The organism is Pigmentiphaga sp. GD03639 (assembly GCF_029845405.1).
Classification (GTDB): domain Bacteria; phylum Pseudomonadota; class Gammaproteobacteria; order Burkholderiales; family Burkholderiaceae_B; genus Pigmentiphaga; species Pigmentiphaga daeguensis.
In genome coordinates this window covers 26,442-42,659 of sequence record NZ_JAOCLR010000006.1, presented here as the reverse complement: position 1 = coordinate 42,659, position 16,218 = coordinate 26,442, and the positions used below count along the sequence as shown (strand labels likewise).

Genomic DNA, 16,218 nt, shown 5'->3' with positions numbered 1-16,218 from the left:
GCGGTATTCAGGCGGGAAGGGATTTCACCGCCTCGAATCGCATCAACGTACGCGTGCGCGCCCGCGCGTGGTCCACGACCGGCAGCGGATAGTCCCGCCCCAGCCGCAGGCCGCACGCCTCGGCATCCACCGGCCGCATCGCGGCGGGGAAATGGATGTACCGGTCGGGCACGCGCGCCAGTTCGGGCAGGTAGCGACGGATGAAGCCGCCGTCGGGATCGAACTTCTCGGACTGGGTGACCGGATTGAAAATGCGGAACCACGGCTGCGCGTCGCAGCCCGTGGAAGCCGCCCATTGCCAGCCGCCGTTGTTGGCCGCCAGGTCATAGTCGTTCAGGTGCCGGGCGAAGTGTCGCTCGCCCTGGCGCCAGTCTATGCCCAGGTCCTTGGTCAGGAACGAAGCCGCCACCATGCGCAGGCGGTTGTGCATGTAGCCGGTCTGGTGCAACTGGCGCATCGCCGCATCCACCAGCGGGTAGCCCGTGCGGGCCTCGCGCCAGGCCTGCCAGAGTTCGGGCGCATCGTCCCAGGACAGGCGATCGAAGGCGGGCTTGAAGCAGCCATGCACCACGTGCGGGTGGTGCCACAGGATCATCTGATAGAACTCGCGCCAGATCAGTTCCGACAGCCAGGCCTGCGCGCCCTCGCCGCCATGGCCGCGTGCCAGCGCGGCCAGTTGGCGGATGGACACGGTGCCGAAGCGCAGGTGGGTGGACAGGTACGAGACGCCCTTGCGCGCGGGATAGTCCCGGGTCTCGTGGTAGCGCGCCAGGCGGCGTTCGAAATCCCGCAGCAGCGCGCGGCCGCCCCGCATGCCGGTGGGCAGCGCCAGCTCGGACAGGTTGGTGGGCAGGAAACCCAGCGCCTCCAGCGCGGGCGGATGCTCGCCCGGGGGCTTGGGCGCCAGGCGGGCGGCATGGCGCTCGACCGGATAGGACGCGAGCTGGAAGCCATCCGCCCGCTGCAGCCACGCTCGCCGGTACGGCGTGAACACGCTGTAGGGCTGCCCCTGCTGCGTCAGCAGTTCATCCCTGTCCAGCACCACCTGGTCCTTGTAGTCGCTGAAGGCGATGCCGCAGTCCGCCAGCTCCCGCGCCACCCGCTGGTCGCGCGCAATGGCATCGGGCTCGTAGTCGCGATTGGCCAGGACCTCGCGCACCCCGAGTTCCCGCGCCAGCCGGACGATGCATGCCGCCGCGCCGCCGTGGCGGACGATCAGGCCGCTTCCCGCGGCTCCCGCCTCGCGCGCCAGGCGGTCCAGCGCCTCGTCCAGCTCCACCACACAGGCATGGATGAACGCCACGCGTCGATCCGCGCGGGCGGGCAGGGCATCGAGAATGTCGGTATCGAAGACGAAGGCGCAATGCACCTTCCCGTAGCGGATCAGCGCCTGATGCAGCGCCGCATGGTCGAAGCTGCGCAGGTCGCGCCGGAACCACACCAGGGCGGTCCCGGCCCGCGCGTCACTCGTCATGGACGGTGGCCCGCCTGCGGCGCGGCGCGGCGGCCTGCGCCCGCGCCTCGGTTTCACGCCGGGGCGCGCGGGCGCGCTGGCGCTCCACGCGCTCGGATACGCGGCGCGACAACTCCCGGGTGGATGGAATGCGCAGGCTGCGTTCCTCGGCCTTTTCCTCGTCCTCGGCCAGGTTGGCGATGATGCCCAGCAGCACCTTGCGCGCCACACCTATTTCGTCCGCCGTCAGCCCCCGGATGCCGATGCGGTTGACGTCCTCGGCCAGCGGGATCAGCTTGCGCTCGAGCCCGCGGCCCCGGTCCGTCAGGTACACGTACATGTTCTTCTTGTTGCCCGGCAGGTGCTTGCGCTCGACGTAGCCCAGGGCCTCCATGGCCTTGAGCGCGCTGTAGGTGGTGGGCTCCATCACGCCCGCCTCGTCGCTCAGTTCGCGCTGCGTCAGCCCGTCCTGGACCCACAGGATGCGCAGGAAGGCCCAATGTCCGAACGATACGTGATGCTCGTTCAGTCGCATCTGCAAGGCGCGGACGAAGGCGCGCGTGGCGTCCTTGACGAGGTGGGCCAGGCGGTCGTTGGGCGCCGCGCGCTGCCAATGCTCCAGGATCTTGCGGGTGTCTTCGGCGGAACTCATGGTCTTCCGGGGGGTGTGCTCGCGCAAATGATACCCGTCCGGGGGGCCTCGGAAGGGGCTTGAAAAATACTTAGGGCTTTAATATTATTCTTATAGCTCTAATAAACCAGTGTGCCCGGATGGCTGGGACACGGTTCGCGAGCAGACACGCGCCAGGAACAAGGCGCGACATCCACCCTAGGAGACCTCCATGACCCATTCCGTACACCGCCTCGTCCGAGATGCCGCCACGGCGGCCACCCGCCTGGGCCTGGTCGCGCTGCTGGGCTGTGCTCCGGCGTTGGCCAGCGCCGACGACGCGGCCGACTACCCCTCCCGCCCCGTCCGTTTCGTCGTGCCCTACGCCACCGGCGGCCTGCCCGACACGGTAGCTCGCATCATCGGCCAGCGCCTGACCGAGCACCTGGGCAAGTCCTTCGTGGTCGAGAACAAGCCCGGCGCCAACGGCGTGGTAGCCGCACAGACGCTGATGAACAGCCCGCACGATGGCTATACCTTCCTGGTCACCGACGGCTCGATGATGTCGATCAACCCGTCGCTGTACAAGGATCTCGCCTATCAGCCCAAGCGCGACTTCATGCCGGTCTCGCTGGTGGCGACCTCGCCCCTGTTCATCGCCGCCCGCCCCGACTTTCCGGCCAATACGCTGCAGGAATTCGTCGAGCTGGCCAAGAAAAGCCCCACCGGCATCACCTACGGCTCCTCGGGCGTGGGCAGCAGCCACCACCTGACGATGGAAGCCCTGAAAAGCGCGCTGAACCTGCGGCTGGACCATGTCCCGTTCCGCGGTTCGGGCCAGGCCGTGCCCGCGCTGGTGGGCAAGCAGGTGGACCTGGTGGTGGCCGCCCTGCCTTCGCTGTCGGGGTTCGCGCAAAAGGGGCAGGCCAAGATCCTGGCCACGAATTCGCTCAAGCGCTCGACGCTGGCGCCCGACGTCCCCGCCATCTCCGAGATCGTTCCCGATTTCAATTTCGCCGTCACCGTGGGCGTGCTGGCGCCTACCGGTACGCCCCAGGCCATCGTGCAAAAGCTCAGCGTCGAGATCGCCAAGGTGGTCAAGCAGCCCGAGGTCATCAAGCAATTGCAGGGGCTGGGCATCGAGCCCGTGGGCGGAACGCCGTCCGAGTATGCGCAAGCCATCGACGAGGAAGCCCGCCGCTATGCCGGCCCCATCAAGGCCGCGGGCATCAAGCCGGAAAATTGAAGGAGAAACAGCATGTTGTCGCGTGAAAAGAACGAGCGGCTGTGCCGCGTGGAGGGCGATGCCCCCATGGGCGCGCTGATGCGCCGCCACTGGCTGCCGCTGTGCCTGATCGAGGAAGTGGCCGAGCCGGACGGCGCTCCGGTGCACGCCCGGCTGCTGGGCCTGGACCTGGTCGTGTTCCGCGACACCCAGGGCCGCATCGGCGCGCTGGATGAAAAATGCCCGCACCGGCGGGTCTCGCTGGTCTATGGCCGCAACGAGGAAGGCGGGTTGCGCTGCCTGTACCACGGCTGGAAGATGGACGTGACCGGGCAGGTGCTGGACATGGCGTCCGAGCCCGAGACCAGCCCCATGGCCTCGAAGGTGCGGACCAAGGCCTACCCCACGCGCGAGTGGGGCGGCATGGTATGGGTATTCCTGGGCACGGAGGAAGACGCGCCCGAGTTCGTCCCCCCGCCCTGGGCGCCGACCCGGGACGCCAAGGTCAGCATCGCCAAGGTCATCCTGCCCTGCAACTGGGCGCAGGTCCTGGAAGGCGCGATCGACTCGGCCCACAGCTCCAGCCTGCACTCGTCGGACTTCGTGCCCGCCAAGGTCAGCGGCGCCGAAGCCACCGACAAGAACTGGCTGCGTCCGTCCACCGACAAGGCGCCGCGCCTGCAGGTCGAGCGCACGCCCTACGGTTTCCGCTACGCCGCCATCCGCCGCCCCATCTTCGACGCCGACACGCAGGACTACGTGCGCTCGACCGTGTTCGTCGCGCCGTTCACCGTGCTGGTCCCGCCCAACAACCTGTACAACGTCGCCAACGTGAACGTGCCCATGGACGACACCAACACGGCGTTCTACTTCCTGGCCTGGGGCCATCCCGCCAAGACGCCCGATACCGAGACCTGGCGCAAGTTCCTGCGGACGCAGATCGGCCCCGACGTGGACGAGCGCTACCGGCCCCACCGCAACCACGACAACCGCTTCTGGCAGGACCGCCAGGCGATGAAGGCGGGCAACTTCACCGGCATCACCGGCTTCCCCAACCAGGACATCGCCATGTGGGTGACCATGGGTCCCCTGGCCGACCGGTCCGAGGAAAGGCTGGGCACCAGCGACCTGGCCATCGTGGAGTTCCGGCGCCGGATGCTGGCCGCGCTGGACGAGTTCGCGTCGGGCGAGACGCCCATCGCTCTGGGAGAGAACGCCATCCCCAGGGAAATCTGTTCGTTCCAGGCCATCGTGCCCAAGTCGGTCGACTGGCGCGAATACAAGGTGTCGCACGTGTGGGACGACGTACCCGCCCCCCAGCGACTCGACTCCAACTATGAGGTATAGCCCCCCCCTACGCGCTTACGCGCGCCCCCCGGGGGGCTCTACTTACGGACCGGCGGAGCCGGATCCGCGGTGCCCCGGGTCGGGTCATGGATTTTCGGAGGAAGTCTGATGTCGATTGCTCCATTGCGGCTGGGCGTAGCTGGGCTGGGACGCGCCTTTTCGCTGATGCTGCCGACCTTCCTGGGCGATGCGCGCATCGTGCTGGCGGCGGCTTGCGACCCTCGGGAGGCCGCGCGCGGGCAGTTCGCGCGCGACTTCGGCGCGCCGGTGCATGGCGACATCGAAGCGCTGGCGGCCGATCCGTCGCTGGACGCGATCTACGTCGCCAGTCCCCATCAGTTCCACGCCCGTCACGCCGAGATCGCCGCGGGGCATGGCAAGCACGTGCTGGTGGAAAAGCCCATGGCGCTGGCGATGGACGAATGCGACCGCATGATCGCGGCTTGCGAGCGCGCCGGCGTGCACCTGATCGTGGGGCACTGCCACAGCTTCGACACGCCCTACCTGAAGACCCGCGAACTGATCGCCAGCGGCGAGTTCGGCAAAGTGCGCATGATCCATGCGCTGAACTACACCGACTACCTGTACCGTCCGCGCCGGCCGGAGGAACTGGTGACCGCAGAGGGCGGCGGCGCCATCTTCAGCCAGGCCGCGCACCAGGTGGACATCGTGCGGCTGCTGGCCGGTTCGCCGCCCACGCGGCTGCGCGCCGCGGTCGGCAACTGGGATCCGCGCCGCGTCACCGAGGGCGCCTATTCGGCCATGCTGTGGTTCGAATCGGGCGCCTACGCCTCGCTGTCCTACAACGGCTACGCGCATTTCGATTCCGACGAATGGACGGGCTGGATAGGCGAGATGGGCAACCGCAAGTCGCCCGACGACTACGGCGCCGCGCGGCGCAAGCTGGCCGCCGTGGCCTCGCCGGAGGAAGAGGCCCGCGCCAAGGCCGCCGGCACCTATGGCGGATCGGCCTACAAACCGCCGGCCGACGACGACGAGCCCCGGTCCTATCAGCACTTCGGCCCCATCATCGTGTCCTGCGACCAGGCCGACCTGCGGCCGCTGCCCGACGGCATCGCCATCCACGCCGACAACGAGAAACGCTGGGTACCGCTGGAGCGCCCGGCCGTGCCGCGCCATGAAGTGATCGACGAACTGGTGGCCGCCGTGCGGCAAGGGCGGGCTCCCCGGCACGATGGCCGCTGGGCCCGGGCCACGCTGGAGATCTGCCTGGCCATGCTGCAGTCGTCGCGGGACGGCCAGGACGTCCCGCTGGCGCATCAACCGTCCTGGTAGTCGCCGGCCGGACGCTCCAGGAAGTCCCCCACATAGACGAGGTGCTCGAACGGCAGTTCATGCCGGCCGGCCACCTCCACCAGCGTATCGAGTGTCGCGCGCAGCACCTGCTGCCGCGCCTCGCGCCCGGCATGGCAGACGATGGCCACGGGCGTGCCGCCGGGATAGCCGGCGCGCAATTCCTCCACCACCCGGACCAGGTCGGTCCGCATCGTGAACAGCACCAGCGCGCTGCGGCTTTGCGCCAGCACCGACAGGCGGTCGCTGCCTGCATAGCCTTCGTTGGCGTTCTTGCCCAGGCTCAGGATCACCGACTGGCTCGTGGCGCCGCCCGTCACGGCGCAGCCCAGGGCGGCGTTGCCCGCGGCGAAGCTGGAGATGCCAGGCACGACCTCGGGAGCCAGATCGCGGAACGCGTCCAGGTAGCCGATCTGCGGACCGTACAGCGTCGGATCGCCCTGCGTGAGGACCGCCACGATGCCGCCCGCCGCGACGCAGGCGCGAATGGCCTGGCGGCGCGGCGCCTCTTCGGCCTCGACCTCGTCCGGCGAGGCGCGGCGTCTCGCCATGGGCGTGAACAGGCCATGGCCGGCTTCCATGAAGCGCTTGTCCGCCAGTTGTCCGGGATAGCGGGCGGGCGCGTCGGCCTGGCCCAGCACCAGGTCGGCCTCGCGCATGATGCGGTCGGCCCGCAGGGTCAGATGGTCGGGGTCTCCCGTGCCCAGGCTGACGAGATAGAGTTTGCCGGGTTGGGACGGCATCGGTTCCTCCTAGCGGCCGGTCCGCCACATGCCGTCGCGCGCCATCCTGTCCACGATCTCGCCGATCAGGCCGGCGATGGCCGATACGGCCTTGCCGGGCCCCTTGGTCTTGGCGAAGACCAGCGCGACGGTGCGCTGGAACGGCGGGTCGACGATGCGGGCGGCCTGCACCTCGCCCTTGGCGACCTCGGTCCACACCGCGTGCAGCGGCAGCACCGTGTACAGCCGCTCGCGCGCGACCAGCGAGGTCTGGAGCGGCAATGAATCGGCCTCGATCACCGGGGCCAGCGTGATGTGCTCCTGGCGCGCCATGGAATCGAGCGCGGTGCGCAGCCCGTTGGGGGCGCTGGGCAGGATGAAGGGCAGCTCGTGCAAGGTGCGGAAGGACACTTCCTCGTGCGCGGTCAGGCGATCGCCCGCGGGACCGATCAGGTAGCTGTCGACGGTGGCCAGGCACTGCTCGTGCTCGGGCAGCGTGCCACCGTAGCGGTACAGGATGCCGATGTCCACGCGCGCATCGGCCAGCCATTCCTCCACCTGGCCGCTGGAGCCTTCCAGTACTTTCAGGCTGACGCCGGGATAGCGGGCCCGCACCTCGGTGAAGAGCTGTCCCACCAGATGGTGGCCGATGGACGGCAGCGTGCCCAGCGTGACGCGGCCGCTGGCGTCGCGCGCCTGCTCGCGGATCTCGTTTTCCAGCTGTTCGGCGTCGGCCAGCAGCGCGCGGACCTGGGGAAAGATGCGCTGCCCCACGTCCGACAGCTCCACGCCCCGTCCGGTGCGCACGAACAGCCGCGTGCCGCACTCGCGCTCGAGCGCGTTCAACTGCCGGCTGAGCAAGGATTGGTTGCTGTTCAGGAACAGGGCCGCGCGTGTCAGGCTGCCCAGTTCGCCGATCGCGAGAAAGGCCCGCCATTTCTGCAGGCTGGCGGTGACGTCCAGTTGGATGCTGGTGGCTTTCGGGTGCTGCATCGCAAGCGGCGCTCGTCCGGGAAAAGAAGACGAGTTTATACCCGCCCGCGCATCGCGGGACGCCCCGCCCCGCGCCAGGCTCCTACCGCCCCTTGAACACCGGCGCCCGCTTCTCGCGAAACGCGGCCTGTGCCTCGGCGGCATCCTCGGTGGTGGCGATGATCGCGGTCATGTCCTGTTCGTAGCGATAGCCGTCGCGCAGGCTCATGTCCTCGATGGTGTTCAGCGTGTGCTTGCCCATGCGCGTGGAGACGGGGCTCTTGGCGGCGATCACGCCGGCCATTTCCATCGCGGCGGGCAGCAGGTCTTCCGGCGCCGTGCAGGCCTCGACAATGCCGAGCCGGTAGAGTTCGGCCGCCGGCACCCGGTACCCCGTCAGCATCATGCGCCGCAGCAGCGAATGGGGAAACAGGCGCATCGCGTGGCGGCATCCGCCCAGCAGGCCCACGTCGACCTCGGGCAGGCCCAGCGTGGCGCGCTCGGAAGCGATCAGCACGTCGGCCGAGGCCACCATGGCCAGCCCCGACCCCAGCGCCGGGCCGTTGATGGCCGCGATCACCGGCTTGGCGCACTCGCGGATGGCATGGAAACACTCGCGGGTGCGGCGCAGGTGCGCGGGCAGGTCGCCCGGCCCCTTGATCACGTCGGCCCGGCCTTTCAAGTCCGCGCCCGCGCAGAACACCTTGCCCGCCCCCGTCAGCACGACCACCCGGACGTCGGGCGTCTCGGATATCCAGTCCAGCGCCGCGGTCAGTTCGTCGTTCAACACACGGGTCAGGGCGTTGACGGGCGGACTGTCCAGGGTCACCAGGGCGACGTGGCCGTCCACCCGCAGCTGCAATTGCTTGAATTCGTTCATGGAAAAGGTCGTGGTCGTGGGCAGGGTACGCAGCGAGTCTAGGCGCGCGCGCCGCCCGCGCAAAGGCGGGCCCGGTCAAGGCTGCTATGCGCCCCGCGCCATAGCGCGCGCGGGCGCCACGCCCGATAATGCGGCGAAGACGCGAGGAGCCCATGCCCAGAATCGACCTGCCCACGCCCGAAACCATGAGCCCGGAACAACGCCGGGTGCACGACAAAGTCATCGCCGGCAAGCGTGGCCGGCTGCGGGGGCCGCTGCGCGCCGCGCTGTACAACCCCGAGCTGGCCGACCGCTGGTCGGCGATGGGCGAACTGCTGCGCTACGACACCACCCTGCCGCCCCGGCTGTCGGAACTGGCCATCCTGGTCACCGCCCGGGCCTGCAGTTCCCCCTTCGAATGGGCCGCTCACAAGACCGAAGCCGAGAAGGCGGGCGTGGAAGACTGGATCATCGAGGCGCTGCGCGAACAGCGCATCCCCAATGAGCTGGCGCCGGACGACGCGCTGGTGGTGCGCTACGCCAGCGAGCTGAACGCCCGCCGGTCGGTGTCCGACACCACCTATGCCGCCGCGCTGGCCCGCTTCGGCGCGCGCACGGTGGTGGAACTGACCGCGCTGGTCGGCTACTACACCCTGGTGGCGATGACGCTGAACGCGCACGAGATCCCGCTGGAGCCCGGCGTCGTCGCCGCCTTTCCGCTGCCCCAGGACGACCCGGCGGTATGGGGCCGGAGGCAATGAGCGGCGCCAGACAGGCCACGCCCGTCACGGGCTGGGATTGCCACAACCACTTGCTCGGCCCCTACGACCGCTTCCCGCTGGCGGCCGAGCGCAGCTATACCCCGCCCGAGGCGCTGGTCGCGGACCACTCGGCCATGCTGGCCAGCCAGGGGCTGTCGCATGCGGTGCTGGTGCATCCCAGCGCGTACGGGGAAGACTATTCGCTGCTGTTCCACGCGCTGTCGGAGCACGACCATCTGCGCGGCGTCATCGTGGCCCGCCCCGGTACGCCGCTGGAACTCGGCTCGCTGCGCGAACGCGGCGTGCGCGCGCTGCGCTACAGCCATCGCAGCGGCGCAGCCGGGAATTTCGCCGGCAGCGCCTCGATCGACGACTTGCGGCAGATGGCGCGCGCGGTGGCCGATGCCGGCCTGCACGTCGAACTCTGGACCGACTGCCAGGCGCTGCCCGGCATCGCGCCGCTGCTGGCCAGCCTGCCCTGCCCGGTCGTGATCGATCACATGGGCAGCTTCGACGTCGACGCGGGAACGAACGATGCCGGTTTCCAGCAACTGGTCCGGCTGCTGGGCGAAGGCAGGGCCTGGGTCAAGCTGTCGGCCTACCGCAGCTTGCTGAAGACGCCGGACCTGGAACCTGGGCGCCCCTTCCATCGCGCGCTGGTCGAGGCCAATCCCGACCAGCTCGTCTGGGGCAGCGACTGGCCCCACATCCGCATCGACCCGTGGCCCGGCACGCGCCGGCTGTTCGACACTTTCCTGGCGTGGACCGGCAGCGAGCCGCTGGCGCGCCGGATCCTGGTCGACAACCCGACCCGGCTCTACGCCTAGGGCGCGCCTATCCTTCCAGCACGGGCTCGGTGCGGCGAAAGGACGGCCGCGCCGCGATCTCTCCGTACCAGGCGGCCAGATGGGGCGCCCGTTCGCGCCACTGCAACGCGCCGAAGCGGAAGTCCAGGTAGCCCAGCGCGCAGCCCAGGCCGACATGGCCGATGCCGAACGGCGCCGCCGCCAGCTCGCGCGCCTCGACTTCCAGCCTTTGCAGCGACGCCTCGGTCTTGATCCGGAAGGCCTCGATGAGCGCGTCCGAGCGCTGCGCGCCTTCTCGGTCGGCCTCGTTGCGCCAGAGGATCAGCACGTCCAGCAGGCCGTCGGCGAAAGCGTGCCAGCGCAGGGTCCGCCATTTCTCACTGCCCTTGGGCGGAAACAGCCTGCCGCCGGCGAGATCGTCCAGGTATTCGCAAATGACCGCCGAATCGAACAGGGCGGTGCCATCGTCCAGCACCAGTGTCGGAATCTTGCTGAGCGGGTTGTCCCGCATGATCTGCGGATTGGGCCGCAACATGGCCGCGACCGACCGCACCAGCTCCACCCGGTCCTCCAGGCCAAGCTCATGCAGGCAGACCATGACCTTGCGCACATAGGGCGACTTGGGCGACCAGTGCAGCCTCATGTCCGTCCCCATCAGATGGCGCCCGCGGCGCGCAGCGCCTCGATGCCGGCGGCATCGTAGCCCAGTTCGGCCAGGATCTCGGCGCTGTGCTGGCCCAGCGTGGGCGGCGCCGCGAGCCCCGGCAGCGCGGCGTCGGCGAACCGCATGGGGCTGGCGACCTGGGGGACCCGGCCACCGCTGGGATGCTCCACGTGGCGCAACAGGCCGCGCGCGATCGTCTGCGGTTCCTCGAACACCTCGGCCACGGTGTTGATCGGGCCGCAGGGCACGCCTGCGCCATCGAGCAGCGCGAGCAGGCTCGCGCGGTCGCGGCGGGCAAGATCCTCGCGCAGCATGGCCGACAGTCGTTCGATGTTGCGCACGCGCTGGGCGTTGGTGGCATAGCGTTCGTCCGCCGCCCATTCCGCGTGGCCCAGGGCCTCGCACAGCTTGCGGAACTGGCCGTCGTTGCCGACCACCAGGATGATGTCTCCGTCCGCGCAGCGGTAGACGTCCTGCGGCTGGATGTTGGGATGGGCATTGCCGTTGCGCCGGGGCGGCTTGCCGGACACGAGATAGTTCATGGCCTGGTTGGCCAGGGTGGCCACCTGCACGTCGAACATGCCGATGTCGATGTACTCGCCCCTGCCCGTCTCGTTGCGCCGGGCCAGCGCGGCCAGCACGGCCACCGCCGTGTACATGCCGGTCATCAGGTCGACGATGGGCACGCCCACCTTCTGCGGACCGCCGCCCGGGCGGCCGTCGCGTTCGCCGGTCACGCTCATCAGGCCGCCCATCGCCTGTATCAGGAAATCGTAGGCGGGCTGGTCGCGGCGCGGCCCGGTCTGTCCGAAACCGGTGACCGAGCAATAGATCAGCCGGGGATTCAGCGCCCGCAGCGACGCCTCGTCCAGCCCATAGCGCGCCAGCGTGCCGACCTTGTAGTTCTCCAGCAGGATGTCGGCCCGCATGGCCAGTTCACGCACGATGCGCTGGCCCTCGGGCGTGTCCAGCCCCACCGTGATCGACCGCTTGCCGCGATTGACGGCGAGATAGTAGCCGGCCTCCTCGGTATCCTCGCCCCGGCCGTCCTTCAGGAAAGGCGGCCCCCAGGCGCGGGTGTCGTCGCCGCTGCCCGGGCGCTCCACCTTGATGACGTCGGCGCCCAGGTCGGCCAGGGTCTGGCTGGCCCAGGGGGCGGCCAGGATGCGGCTCAGGTCCAGGACTTTGACGTGCGACAACGGGCCCGTCGATCGATGCATACATTCCTCCGCGTGCGCGCCGATGGCCGGACGCGTCTCGTCCCGTCCGCGCCTGTCGCCGCTGTCCGGACTCTAGGGGCACGGCGGAGGCTTGCCTACTGCCTGCGCCGGCAAGACTGCAATGCGTCCATGCGCATAACGTGCGCTATATCCCGGGCGCGCAGGCAGAAATGCCGCGCGGGTACACCGCGCCGGCGGCGCCAACCGGAATAATGGACTGCATTCCACGGACATTCCCCGGAGACACCACCGATGGACGACGCGCACGGCCGGCCCCCGGCCCCCCCTGGCCGCATGAGGATAGGCGTCGCGGGCGCGGGCGCGATAGGCGGCTTCCTGGCCGCGCGCCTGGCCCTGGCGGGCAACGATGTCGGCGTGCTGGCGCGCGGCGCCACGCTGCGTGCGCTGGACGAACACGGCATACGGCTGGAGAGCGGCGGCACGCGGTCGGTCGCGCGCGTGCGTGCCAGCGACGACCCGCAGCGGCTGGGCCCGCAGGACCTGCTGATCCTGGCGGTCAAGTCGCCGTCGCTGCCCGGGCTGGCCGACCGCCTGGGCCCCATGATCGGACCGGACACACTGGTGCTGCCCGCTTTGAACGGCGTCCCGTGGTGGTTCTTCCAGTCGGGCAGCGGTCCCCTGGCCGGCCACCGACTGCGCGCCGTGGACCCGGATGGCCGGCTCGAACGCGCGATCTCCGCCGACCGCATCCTGGGTTTCGTGGTGTTTCCCTCCAGCTCCTGCCCCGAACCCGGCGTGGTCGTGCATGCCTCGGGATCGCGGCTGGTGGTGGGCGAACCGGGCGGCGGCGCCAGCCCGCGCGCGCAACGCGCGGCCGACTGCCTGGCCGGTGCCGGTTTCGAAGCCTCGGCCAGCCCCGACATCCGCCGCGTCGTCTGGGAAAAACTGCTGGGCAACGCCTGCTTCAATCCGGTCAGCCTGCTGACGGGCTCGCACACCGACCTTCTGATCGACGACGAACGGGTCAACCGCCTGTTCCAGGCCATGATGCGCGAACTCCTGGCCATGGGCGACGCGCTGGGCCTGCCGCTGGCCATCGAGCCCCCGGCGCGGCTGGCGGTCACGCGCAAGCTGGGCCACATCAAGACCTCGATGCTGCAGGACGTGGAAGCGGGCCGCGCGGTGGAACTGGACAGCATTCTGGGCGCGGCCGTCGAGATCGCCCAGGAACTGGGCGTGCGCGCGCCGCTGCTCGACACCGTCTACGCGCTGGCGCGGGTGCGCGCCGAACGGCTGGGTCTGTACGCCCCGCCGTTAACGCCCACGCCATAGCAGCTTTGCGCGGCGGCGCCTATCCGCCGGCGAGGCCGGCCCGATACCATGCCCGGACATCGACAAGACAGGCGGCCACGTCCGCCACGGAGGAGACTGCCATGCACGCCAGACGCCTTGCGGCATGCCTGATCGCGAGCTGCACCCTGGGAATCTTCACGGCACCGGCCATGGCGCAGGGCGCCTCGTGGCCCACGCGGCCGATCCGCTTCATCGTGCCCTTCCCGCCCGGCGGCCCCACCGACACCTATGTGCGCACCATCGCCGGCCCCCTGGGCGAAGCGCTCAAGCAGACCATCGTGGTCGAGAACCGCGCGGGCGCGGGCGGCTCGATCGGCACCGCGGCCGTGGCCAAGGCGCCGCCGGACGGCTACACCATGGGCCTGGGCGCCGGCGGCGCGCTGATGGTGATGCCCCACCTGATGAAGGTGCCCTACTCGGTCACGCAGGACCTGGCCTACGTCTCGAGCCTGGCGCAGGTGCCCGCCGTCATCGCGGTCAACGCCAAGTCCGGCATCACCAGCATGGCGCAGTTTCTGGAGCGTGCCCGCAGCCATCCCGGCAAGATGAACTACGGCAGCGCGGGCACCGGCACCATGGTCCACCTGGCCGGCGAACGCTTCAAGCGCGCGGCGGGCATCGACATCGTCCACGTCCCCTACGCGGGCGCTGCCCCCGCCATCACCGATCTGCTGGGCGGGCAGGTCGAGTCCATGGTCTCGGACCTGACGCCCATCCTGCCCCACGTACAGGCGGGCACGGTGCGCGTGCTGGCGGTGACCACCGAGAAGCGGACCCCGCTGCTGCCCGACGCGCCGACCCTGGTCGAGCTGGGCTATCCCAAGGTGGTGCAGGCGACCGAGTACGGCGTCATCATGCCGGCCGGCACGCCGCCCGCCATCGTCAACCGCGTCCAGCGCGAACTGGCCACCATCATGGCCACCCCCGAGGTACGCAAGGCCTACGAGCAGATGGGCTCGCTTGCCGTGTCCAGCTCGCCCGAGCAATATCGCAAGAATGTCCTGGGCAGCTATGAGTTCTGGGGCCAGTTCATCAAGGAAACCGGCATTTCGCTGAATTGATCCAAACCACAGGAAACCTTGTCATGCCGACCTCAAGCGGTCAGACCATCGCCCAGAAGATCCTGGCCCGCGCCGCGGGCCGCGAGACCGTGGCGCCGGGCGAGTACGTCAACTGCGTGCCGGACCACGTGGTCACCCAGGAGATGGTCTGGCCCATGCACAAGCGCAACCTGGAGAAGATAGGCGCGACCGCGTTCGCCCGGCCCGAGAAGGCCATCATCGTCATCGACCATACGCCGGCGGCCGCCACCGGCTCGCCGCACGCCGCCACGCACCACATGCTCAGGCAGCTGACGCGCGACTTCGGCGTCGACAATTTCTACGGCCCCAATACCGGGCTGCGCCACCTGGTGCTGGTCGAACGCGGCTTTGCCCGGCCCGGGTCGCTGGTGTTCTCGGACGAAGGCAACATCGCCTCGATCGGCGCGGTGGGCGCGCTGAACATCCCCATGTCCACCGACGTGCTGGCGCCGCTGCTGAACGACCGGCACTGGGTCTGCGTACCGCGCACGGTGCGTATCGAGCTGGTGGGCAGCCTGCCGTTCGGCGTGACCGGGCGCGACCTGGTCCAGGCCATCATCCGCGACCACGAGGAACAGGGAACCTTCCTGCAATGCTGCGTCGAGTATGGCGGACCGGCGCTGGCGGGCCTCAGCCTGGACGACAGGCAGGCCATCCTCGCCTCGACCTTTCACACGGGATCGGACACCGCCATCATGGACGTCGATGCGCGCGCGCTCGACTACGTGGACGAACGCGCAGACGGCCGGCCCTACCAGGTGATGCGCAGCGACCCGGACGCGGACTACGCGGCGGTGCTGACCTACGACCTGTCGCGGCTGACGCCCATGGTGACCGTGCCGCCCACGCAGAGCGGCGCGGTCGACGTCGCGCAGGTGGCGGGCCGGCGCATCGACCAGGCCGCGGTCGGGTCCTGCGCCAACAACCGGCTGGAAGACATGCGGGCGGCGGCCGCCGTGCTGCGCGGCCGCCGGGTCGCGCGGCACGTCACGATGTACATCTCGCCCGGCAGCCAGAACGTCTATGCCGCGGCCGCGCGCGAAGGTTTGCTGGAGGTGTTCGCCGAGGCCGGCGCCACCGTGCTGTCGCCCGGCTGCAATACCTGTTGGGGCTACCTGGGCGTGCTCAGCGGCGAAGACGTCTCCATCACCACCCACCAGTTCAACTACCAGGGCCGCAACGGCAGCACCCAGGCCGCGGTCCACCTCGCCTCGCCCTACACGGTGGCGGCCTCGGCCGTGGCGGGAGAGATCACGGATCCGCGCCCGCTGCTGGCGGGCAGGCTTTGAGGAGCGGCGCGACATGAACGAGACATCCTCCGTGCGCACCCTGCGGGGCCGGGTCTGGAAATTCGGCGACCAAGTCTGCGGCGACGACGGCATCATCGAATTCGCCGCGGTGCGGGACGGCTTCGGCAAGCCGTTCGACCTGGACGCGCTCCGGCAGATGTGCTTTCGCCAGTTGCGGCCGGAGTTCCCGTCGCAAGTCCGGCCGGGCGACATCGTCGTCGGCGGCAAGAACTTCGCGCATCACAACCACGTGGAAGTCAGCGTTGCCATCAAGGCCTCGGGGATCGCGGCGGTCCTGGTGGAGTCCTGCGAATCGGGCTTCATCCGGCGCGCGCTCAGCCAGGGGCTGCCGATACTGCTCGTTCCAGGCATCACGCGGGCCGTGGCCGATGGCGACGTGATCGGCGTCACGCCGGCCACCGGGGCGATCGAACTGGCCGACGGCCGCATCATCCCGTCACCACCGTTTTCGCCGCAGATGGTGCGGATCTGGGAAAGCGGCGGGCTGGTCAACGCGCTGGCGAGCGAGTTCGCGGCGGCGCGCATCTAGGGCCTGTTCCCGCTAAAAGCAGGCCCGCAC

At 69.6% G+C, this 16,218-nt stretch carries 16 protein-coding genes; 9 read left to right on the top strand and 7 right to left on the bottom strand.

The window, feature by feature from the left end; all coding sequences use genetic code 11:
* Nucleotides 1-7 precede the first annotated feature (7 nt).
* Nucleotides 8-1,474 (bottom strand): deoxyribodipyrimidine photo-lyase, encoded by a 1,467-nt coding sequence (locus tag N5K27_RS08185; RefSeq protein ID WP_279815705.1) that lies wholly within the window; start codon nucleotides 1,472-1,474, stop codon nucleotides 8-10.
* Nucleotides 1,464-2,105 carry a MarR family transcriptional regulator gene (locus tag N5K27_RS08180; protein ID WP_279815703.1) on the bottom strand — a complete coding sequence of 214 codons (642 nt, stop codon included), beginning with the start codon at nucleotides 2,103-2,105 and terminating at the stop codon, nucleotides 1,464-1,466. Before N5K27_RS08180 ends, N5K27_RS08185 begins: the two co-directional genes overlap by 11 nt.
* A 190-nt stretch (nucleotides 2,106-2,295) precedes the next feature.
* Between N5K27_RS08180 and N5K27_RS08175 the strand changes: the two genes are divergently transcribed.
* The 3 genes from N5K27_RS08175 to N5K27_RS08165 all read left to right on the top strand — a co-directional run bounded on the left by N5K27_RS08175 (nucleotide 2,296) and on the right by N5K27_RS08165 (nucleotide 5,931).
* A complete protein-coding gene (locus N5K27_RS08175) occupies nucleotides 2,296-3,309 on the top strand; it encodes a tripartite tricarboxylate transporter substrate binding protein (RefSeq protein WP_087838017.1) in 1,014 nt (337 codons plus the stop codon).
* A gap of 12 nt (nucleotides 3,310-3,321) precedes the next feature.
* Complete coding sequence (locus tag N5K27_RS08170) at nucleotides 3,322-4,635, top strand: Rieske 2Fe-2S domain-containing protein (protein WP_087838018.1); 1,314 nt, start codon at nucleotides 3,322-3,324, stop codon at nucleotides 4,633-4,635.
* A 108-nt stretch (nucleotides 4,636-4,743) separates the two neighbouring features.
* Complete coding sequence (locus N5K27_RS08165; protein WP_087838019.1) at nucleotides 4,744-5,931, top strand: Gfo/Idh/MocA family oxidoreductase; 1,188 nt, start codon at nucleotides 4,744-4,746, stop codon at nucleotides 5,929-5,931.
* Here the strand turns inward: N5K27_RS08165 and N5K27_RS08160 are convergent.
* From N5K27_RS08160 to N5K27_RS08150, 3 genes are all read right to left on the bottom strand, one after another.
* Nucleotides 5,916-6,692 carry an SAM-dependent methyltransferase gene (locus N5K27_RS08160; protein ID WP_087838020.1) on the bottom strand — a complete coding sequence of 259 codons (777 nt, stop codon included), beginning with the start codon at nucleotides 6,690-6,692 and terminating at the stop codon, nucleotides 5,916-5,918. The genes N5K27_RS08165 and N5K27_RS08160 overlap by 16 nt on opposite strands.
* A 9-nt stretch (nucleotides 6,693-6,701) precedes the next feature.
* Entirely contained in the window at nucleotides 6,702-7,664 is a 963-nt protein-coding gene (locus N5K27_RS08155) for a LysR substrate-binding domain-containing protein (protein ID WP_087838021.1), read from the bottom strand.
* 82 nt (nucleotides 7,665-7,746) lie between these two features.
* On the bottom strand, nucleotides 7,747-8,523 hold the full coding sequence (locus N5K27_RS08150; RefSeq protein ID WP_279815700.1) for an enoyl-CoA hydratase/isomerase family protein: 777 nt from the start codon (nucleotides 8,521-8,523) through the stop codon (nucleotides 7,747-7,749).
* Nucleotides 8,524-8,675: 152 nt separating this feature from the next.
* Between N5K27_RS08150 and N5K27_RS08145 the strand changes: the two genes are divergently transcribed.
* Together N5K27_RS08145 and N5K27_RS08140 are read left to right on the top strand one after the other, a co-directional pair.
* A complete protein-coding gene (locus N5K27_RS08145; protein ID WP_279815698.1) occupies nucleotides 8,676-9,263 on the top strand; it encodes a carboxymuconolactone decarboxylase family protein in 588 nt (195 codons plus the stop codon).
* Nucleotides 9,260-10,090 carry an amidohydrolase family protein gene (locus tag N5K27_RS08140; RefSeq protein WP_279815696.1) on the top strand — a complete coding sequence of 277 codons (831 nt, stop codon included), beginning with the start codon at nucleotides 9,260-9,262 and terminating at the stop codon, nucleotides 10,088-10,090. Before N5K27_RS08145 ends, N5K27_RS08140 begins: the two co-directional genes overlap by 4 nt.
* 7 nt (nucleotides 10,091-10,097) lie before the next feature.
* On the opposite strand, the gene N5K27_RS08135 is transcribed toward N5K27_RS08140, so the two are convergent.
* Nucleotides 10,098-10,712 (bottom strand): glutathione S-transferase, encoded by a 615-nt coding sequence (locus tag N5K27_RS08135; protein ID WP_279815694.1) that lies wholly within the window; start codon nucleotides 10,710-10,712, stop codon nucleotides 10,098-10,100.
* A gap of 11 nt (nucleotides 10,713-10,723) precedes the next feature.
* Complete coding sequence (locus N5K27_RS08130; protein WP_087838025.1) at nucleotides 10,724-11,953, bottom strand: CaiB/BaiF CoA-transferase family protein; 1,230 nt, start codon at nucleotides 11,951-11,953, stop codon at nucleotides 10,724-10,726.
* A 252-nt stretch (nucleotides 11,954-12,205) separates the two neighbouring features.
* Here N5K27_RS08130 and N5K27_RS08125 point away from each other — a divergent pair, with 252 nt between their 5' ends.
* The 4 genes from N5K27_RS08125 (at nucleotide 12,206) to N5K27_RS08110 (ending at nucleotide 16,188) form a co-directional block, all read left to right on the top strand.
* A complete protein-coding gene (locus tag N5K27_RS08125) occupies nucleotides 12,206-13,246 on the top strand; it encodes a 2-dehydropantoate 2-reductase (protein ID WP_279815692.1) in 1,041 nt (346 codons plus the stop codon).
* A 101-nt stretch (nucleotides 13,247-13,347) separates the two neighbouring features.
* Nucleotides 13,348-14,328, top strand: coding sequence for a tripartite tricarboxylate transporter substrate binding protein (locus N5K27_RS08120; protein ID WP_279815690.1), 981 nt, complete (start codon nucleotides 13,348-13,350; stop codon nucleotides 14,326-14,328).
* A gap of 23 nt (nucleotides 14,329-14,351) precedes the next feature.
* Nucleotides 14,352-15,638, top strand: a complete 1,287-nt coding sequence (locus N5K27_RS08115) for an aconitase family protein (protein ID WP_279815688.1) — start codon at nucleotides 14,352-14,354, stop codon at nucleotides 15,636-15,638.
* Between the two features lie 13 nt (nucleotides 15,639-15,651).
* The gene (locus N5K27_RS08110; protein ID WP_087838028.1) at nucleotides 15,652-16,188 is read left to right on the top strand and encodes a 3-isopropylmalate dehydratase; all 537 of its coding nucleotides are present in this window, start codon (nucleotides 15,652-15,654) and stop codon (nucleotides 16,186-16,188) included.
* Nucleotides 16,189-16,218: the final 30 nt, after the last annotated feature.

What these genes read in the sequence shown, in the direction of transcription:
- N5K27_RS08185 (WP_279815705.1), bottom strand. Translation starts at nt 1,474, where the DNA reads ATGACGAGTGACGCGCGGGCCGGGACCGCCCTGGTGTGGTTCCGGCGC.
- N5K27_RS08180 (WP_279815703.1), bottom strand. Translation starts at nt 2,105, where the DNA reads ATGAGTTCCGCCGAAGACACCCGCAAGATCCTGGAGCATTGGCAGCGC.
- N5K27_RS08175 (WP_087838017.1), top strand. Translation starts at nt 2,296, where the DNA reads ATGACCCATTCCGTACACCGCCTCGTCCGAGATGCCGCCACGGCGGCC.
- N5K27_RS08170 (WP_087838018.1), top strand. Translation starts at nt 3,322, where the DNA reads ATGTTGTCGCGTGAAAAGAACGAGCGGCTGTGCCGCGTGGAGGGCGAT.
- N5K27_RS08165 (WP_087838019.1), top strand. Translation starts at nt 4,744, where the DNA reads ATGTCGATTGCTCCATTGCGGCTGGGCGTAGCTGGGCTGGGACGCGCC.
- N5K27_RS08160 (WP_087838020.1), bottom strand. Translation starts at nt 6,692, where the DNA reads ATGCCGTCCCAACCCGGCAAACTCTATCTCGTCAGCCTGGGCACGGGA.
- N5K27_RS08155 (WP_087838021.1), bottom strand. Translation starts at nt 7,664, where the DNA reads ATGCAGCACCCGAAAGCCACCAGCATCCAACTGGACGTCACCGCCAGC.
- N5K27_RS08150 (WP_279815700.1), bottom strand. Translation starts at nt 8,523, where the DNA reads ATGAACGAATTCAAGCAATTGCAGCTGCGGGTGGACGGCCACGTCGCC.
- N5K27_RS08145 (WP_279815698.1), top strand. Translation starts at nt 8,676, where the DNA reads ATGCCCAGAATCGACCTGCCCACGCCCGAAACCATGAGCCCGGAACAA.
- N5K27_RS08140 (WP_279815696.1), top strand. Translation starts at nt 9,260, where the DNA reads ATGAGCGGCGCCAGACAGGCCACGCCCGTCACGGGCTGGGATTGCCAC.
- N5K27_RS08135 (WP_279815694.1), bottom strand. Translation starts at nt 10,712, where the DNA reads ATGAGGCTGCACTGGTCGCCCAAGTCGCCCTATGTGCGCAAGGTCATG.
- N5K27_RS08130 (WP_087838025.1), bottom strand. Translation starts at nt 11,953, where the DNA reads ATGCATCGATCGACGGGCCCGTTGTCGCACGTCAAAGTCCTGGACCTG.
- N5K27_RS08125 (WP_279815692.1), top strand. Translation starts at nt 12,206, where the DNA reads ATGGACGACGCGCACGGCCGGCCCCCGGCCCCCCCTGGCCGCATGAGG.
- N5K27_RS08120 (WP_279815690.1), top strand. Translation starts at nt 13,348, where the DNA reads ATGCACGCCAGACGCCTTGCGGCATGCCTGATCGCGAGCTGCACCCTG.
- N5K27_RS08115 (WP_279815688.1), top strand. Translation starts at nt 14,352, where the DNA reads ATGCCGACCTCAAGCGGTCAGACCATCGCCCAGAAGATCCTGGCCCGC.
- N5K27_RS08110 (WP_087838028.1), top strand. Translation starts at nt 15,652, where the DNA reads ATGAACGAGACATCCTCCGTGCGCACCCTGCGGGGCCGGGTCTGGAAA.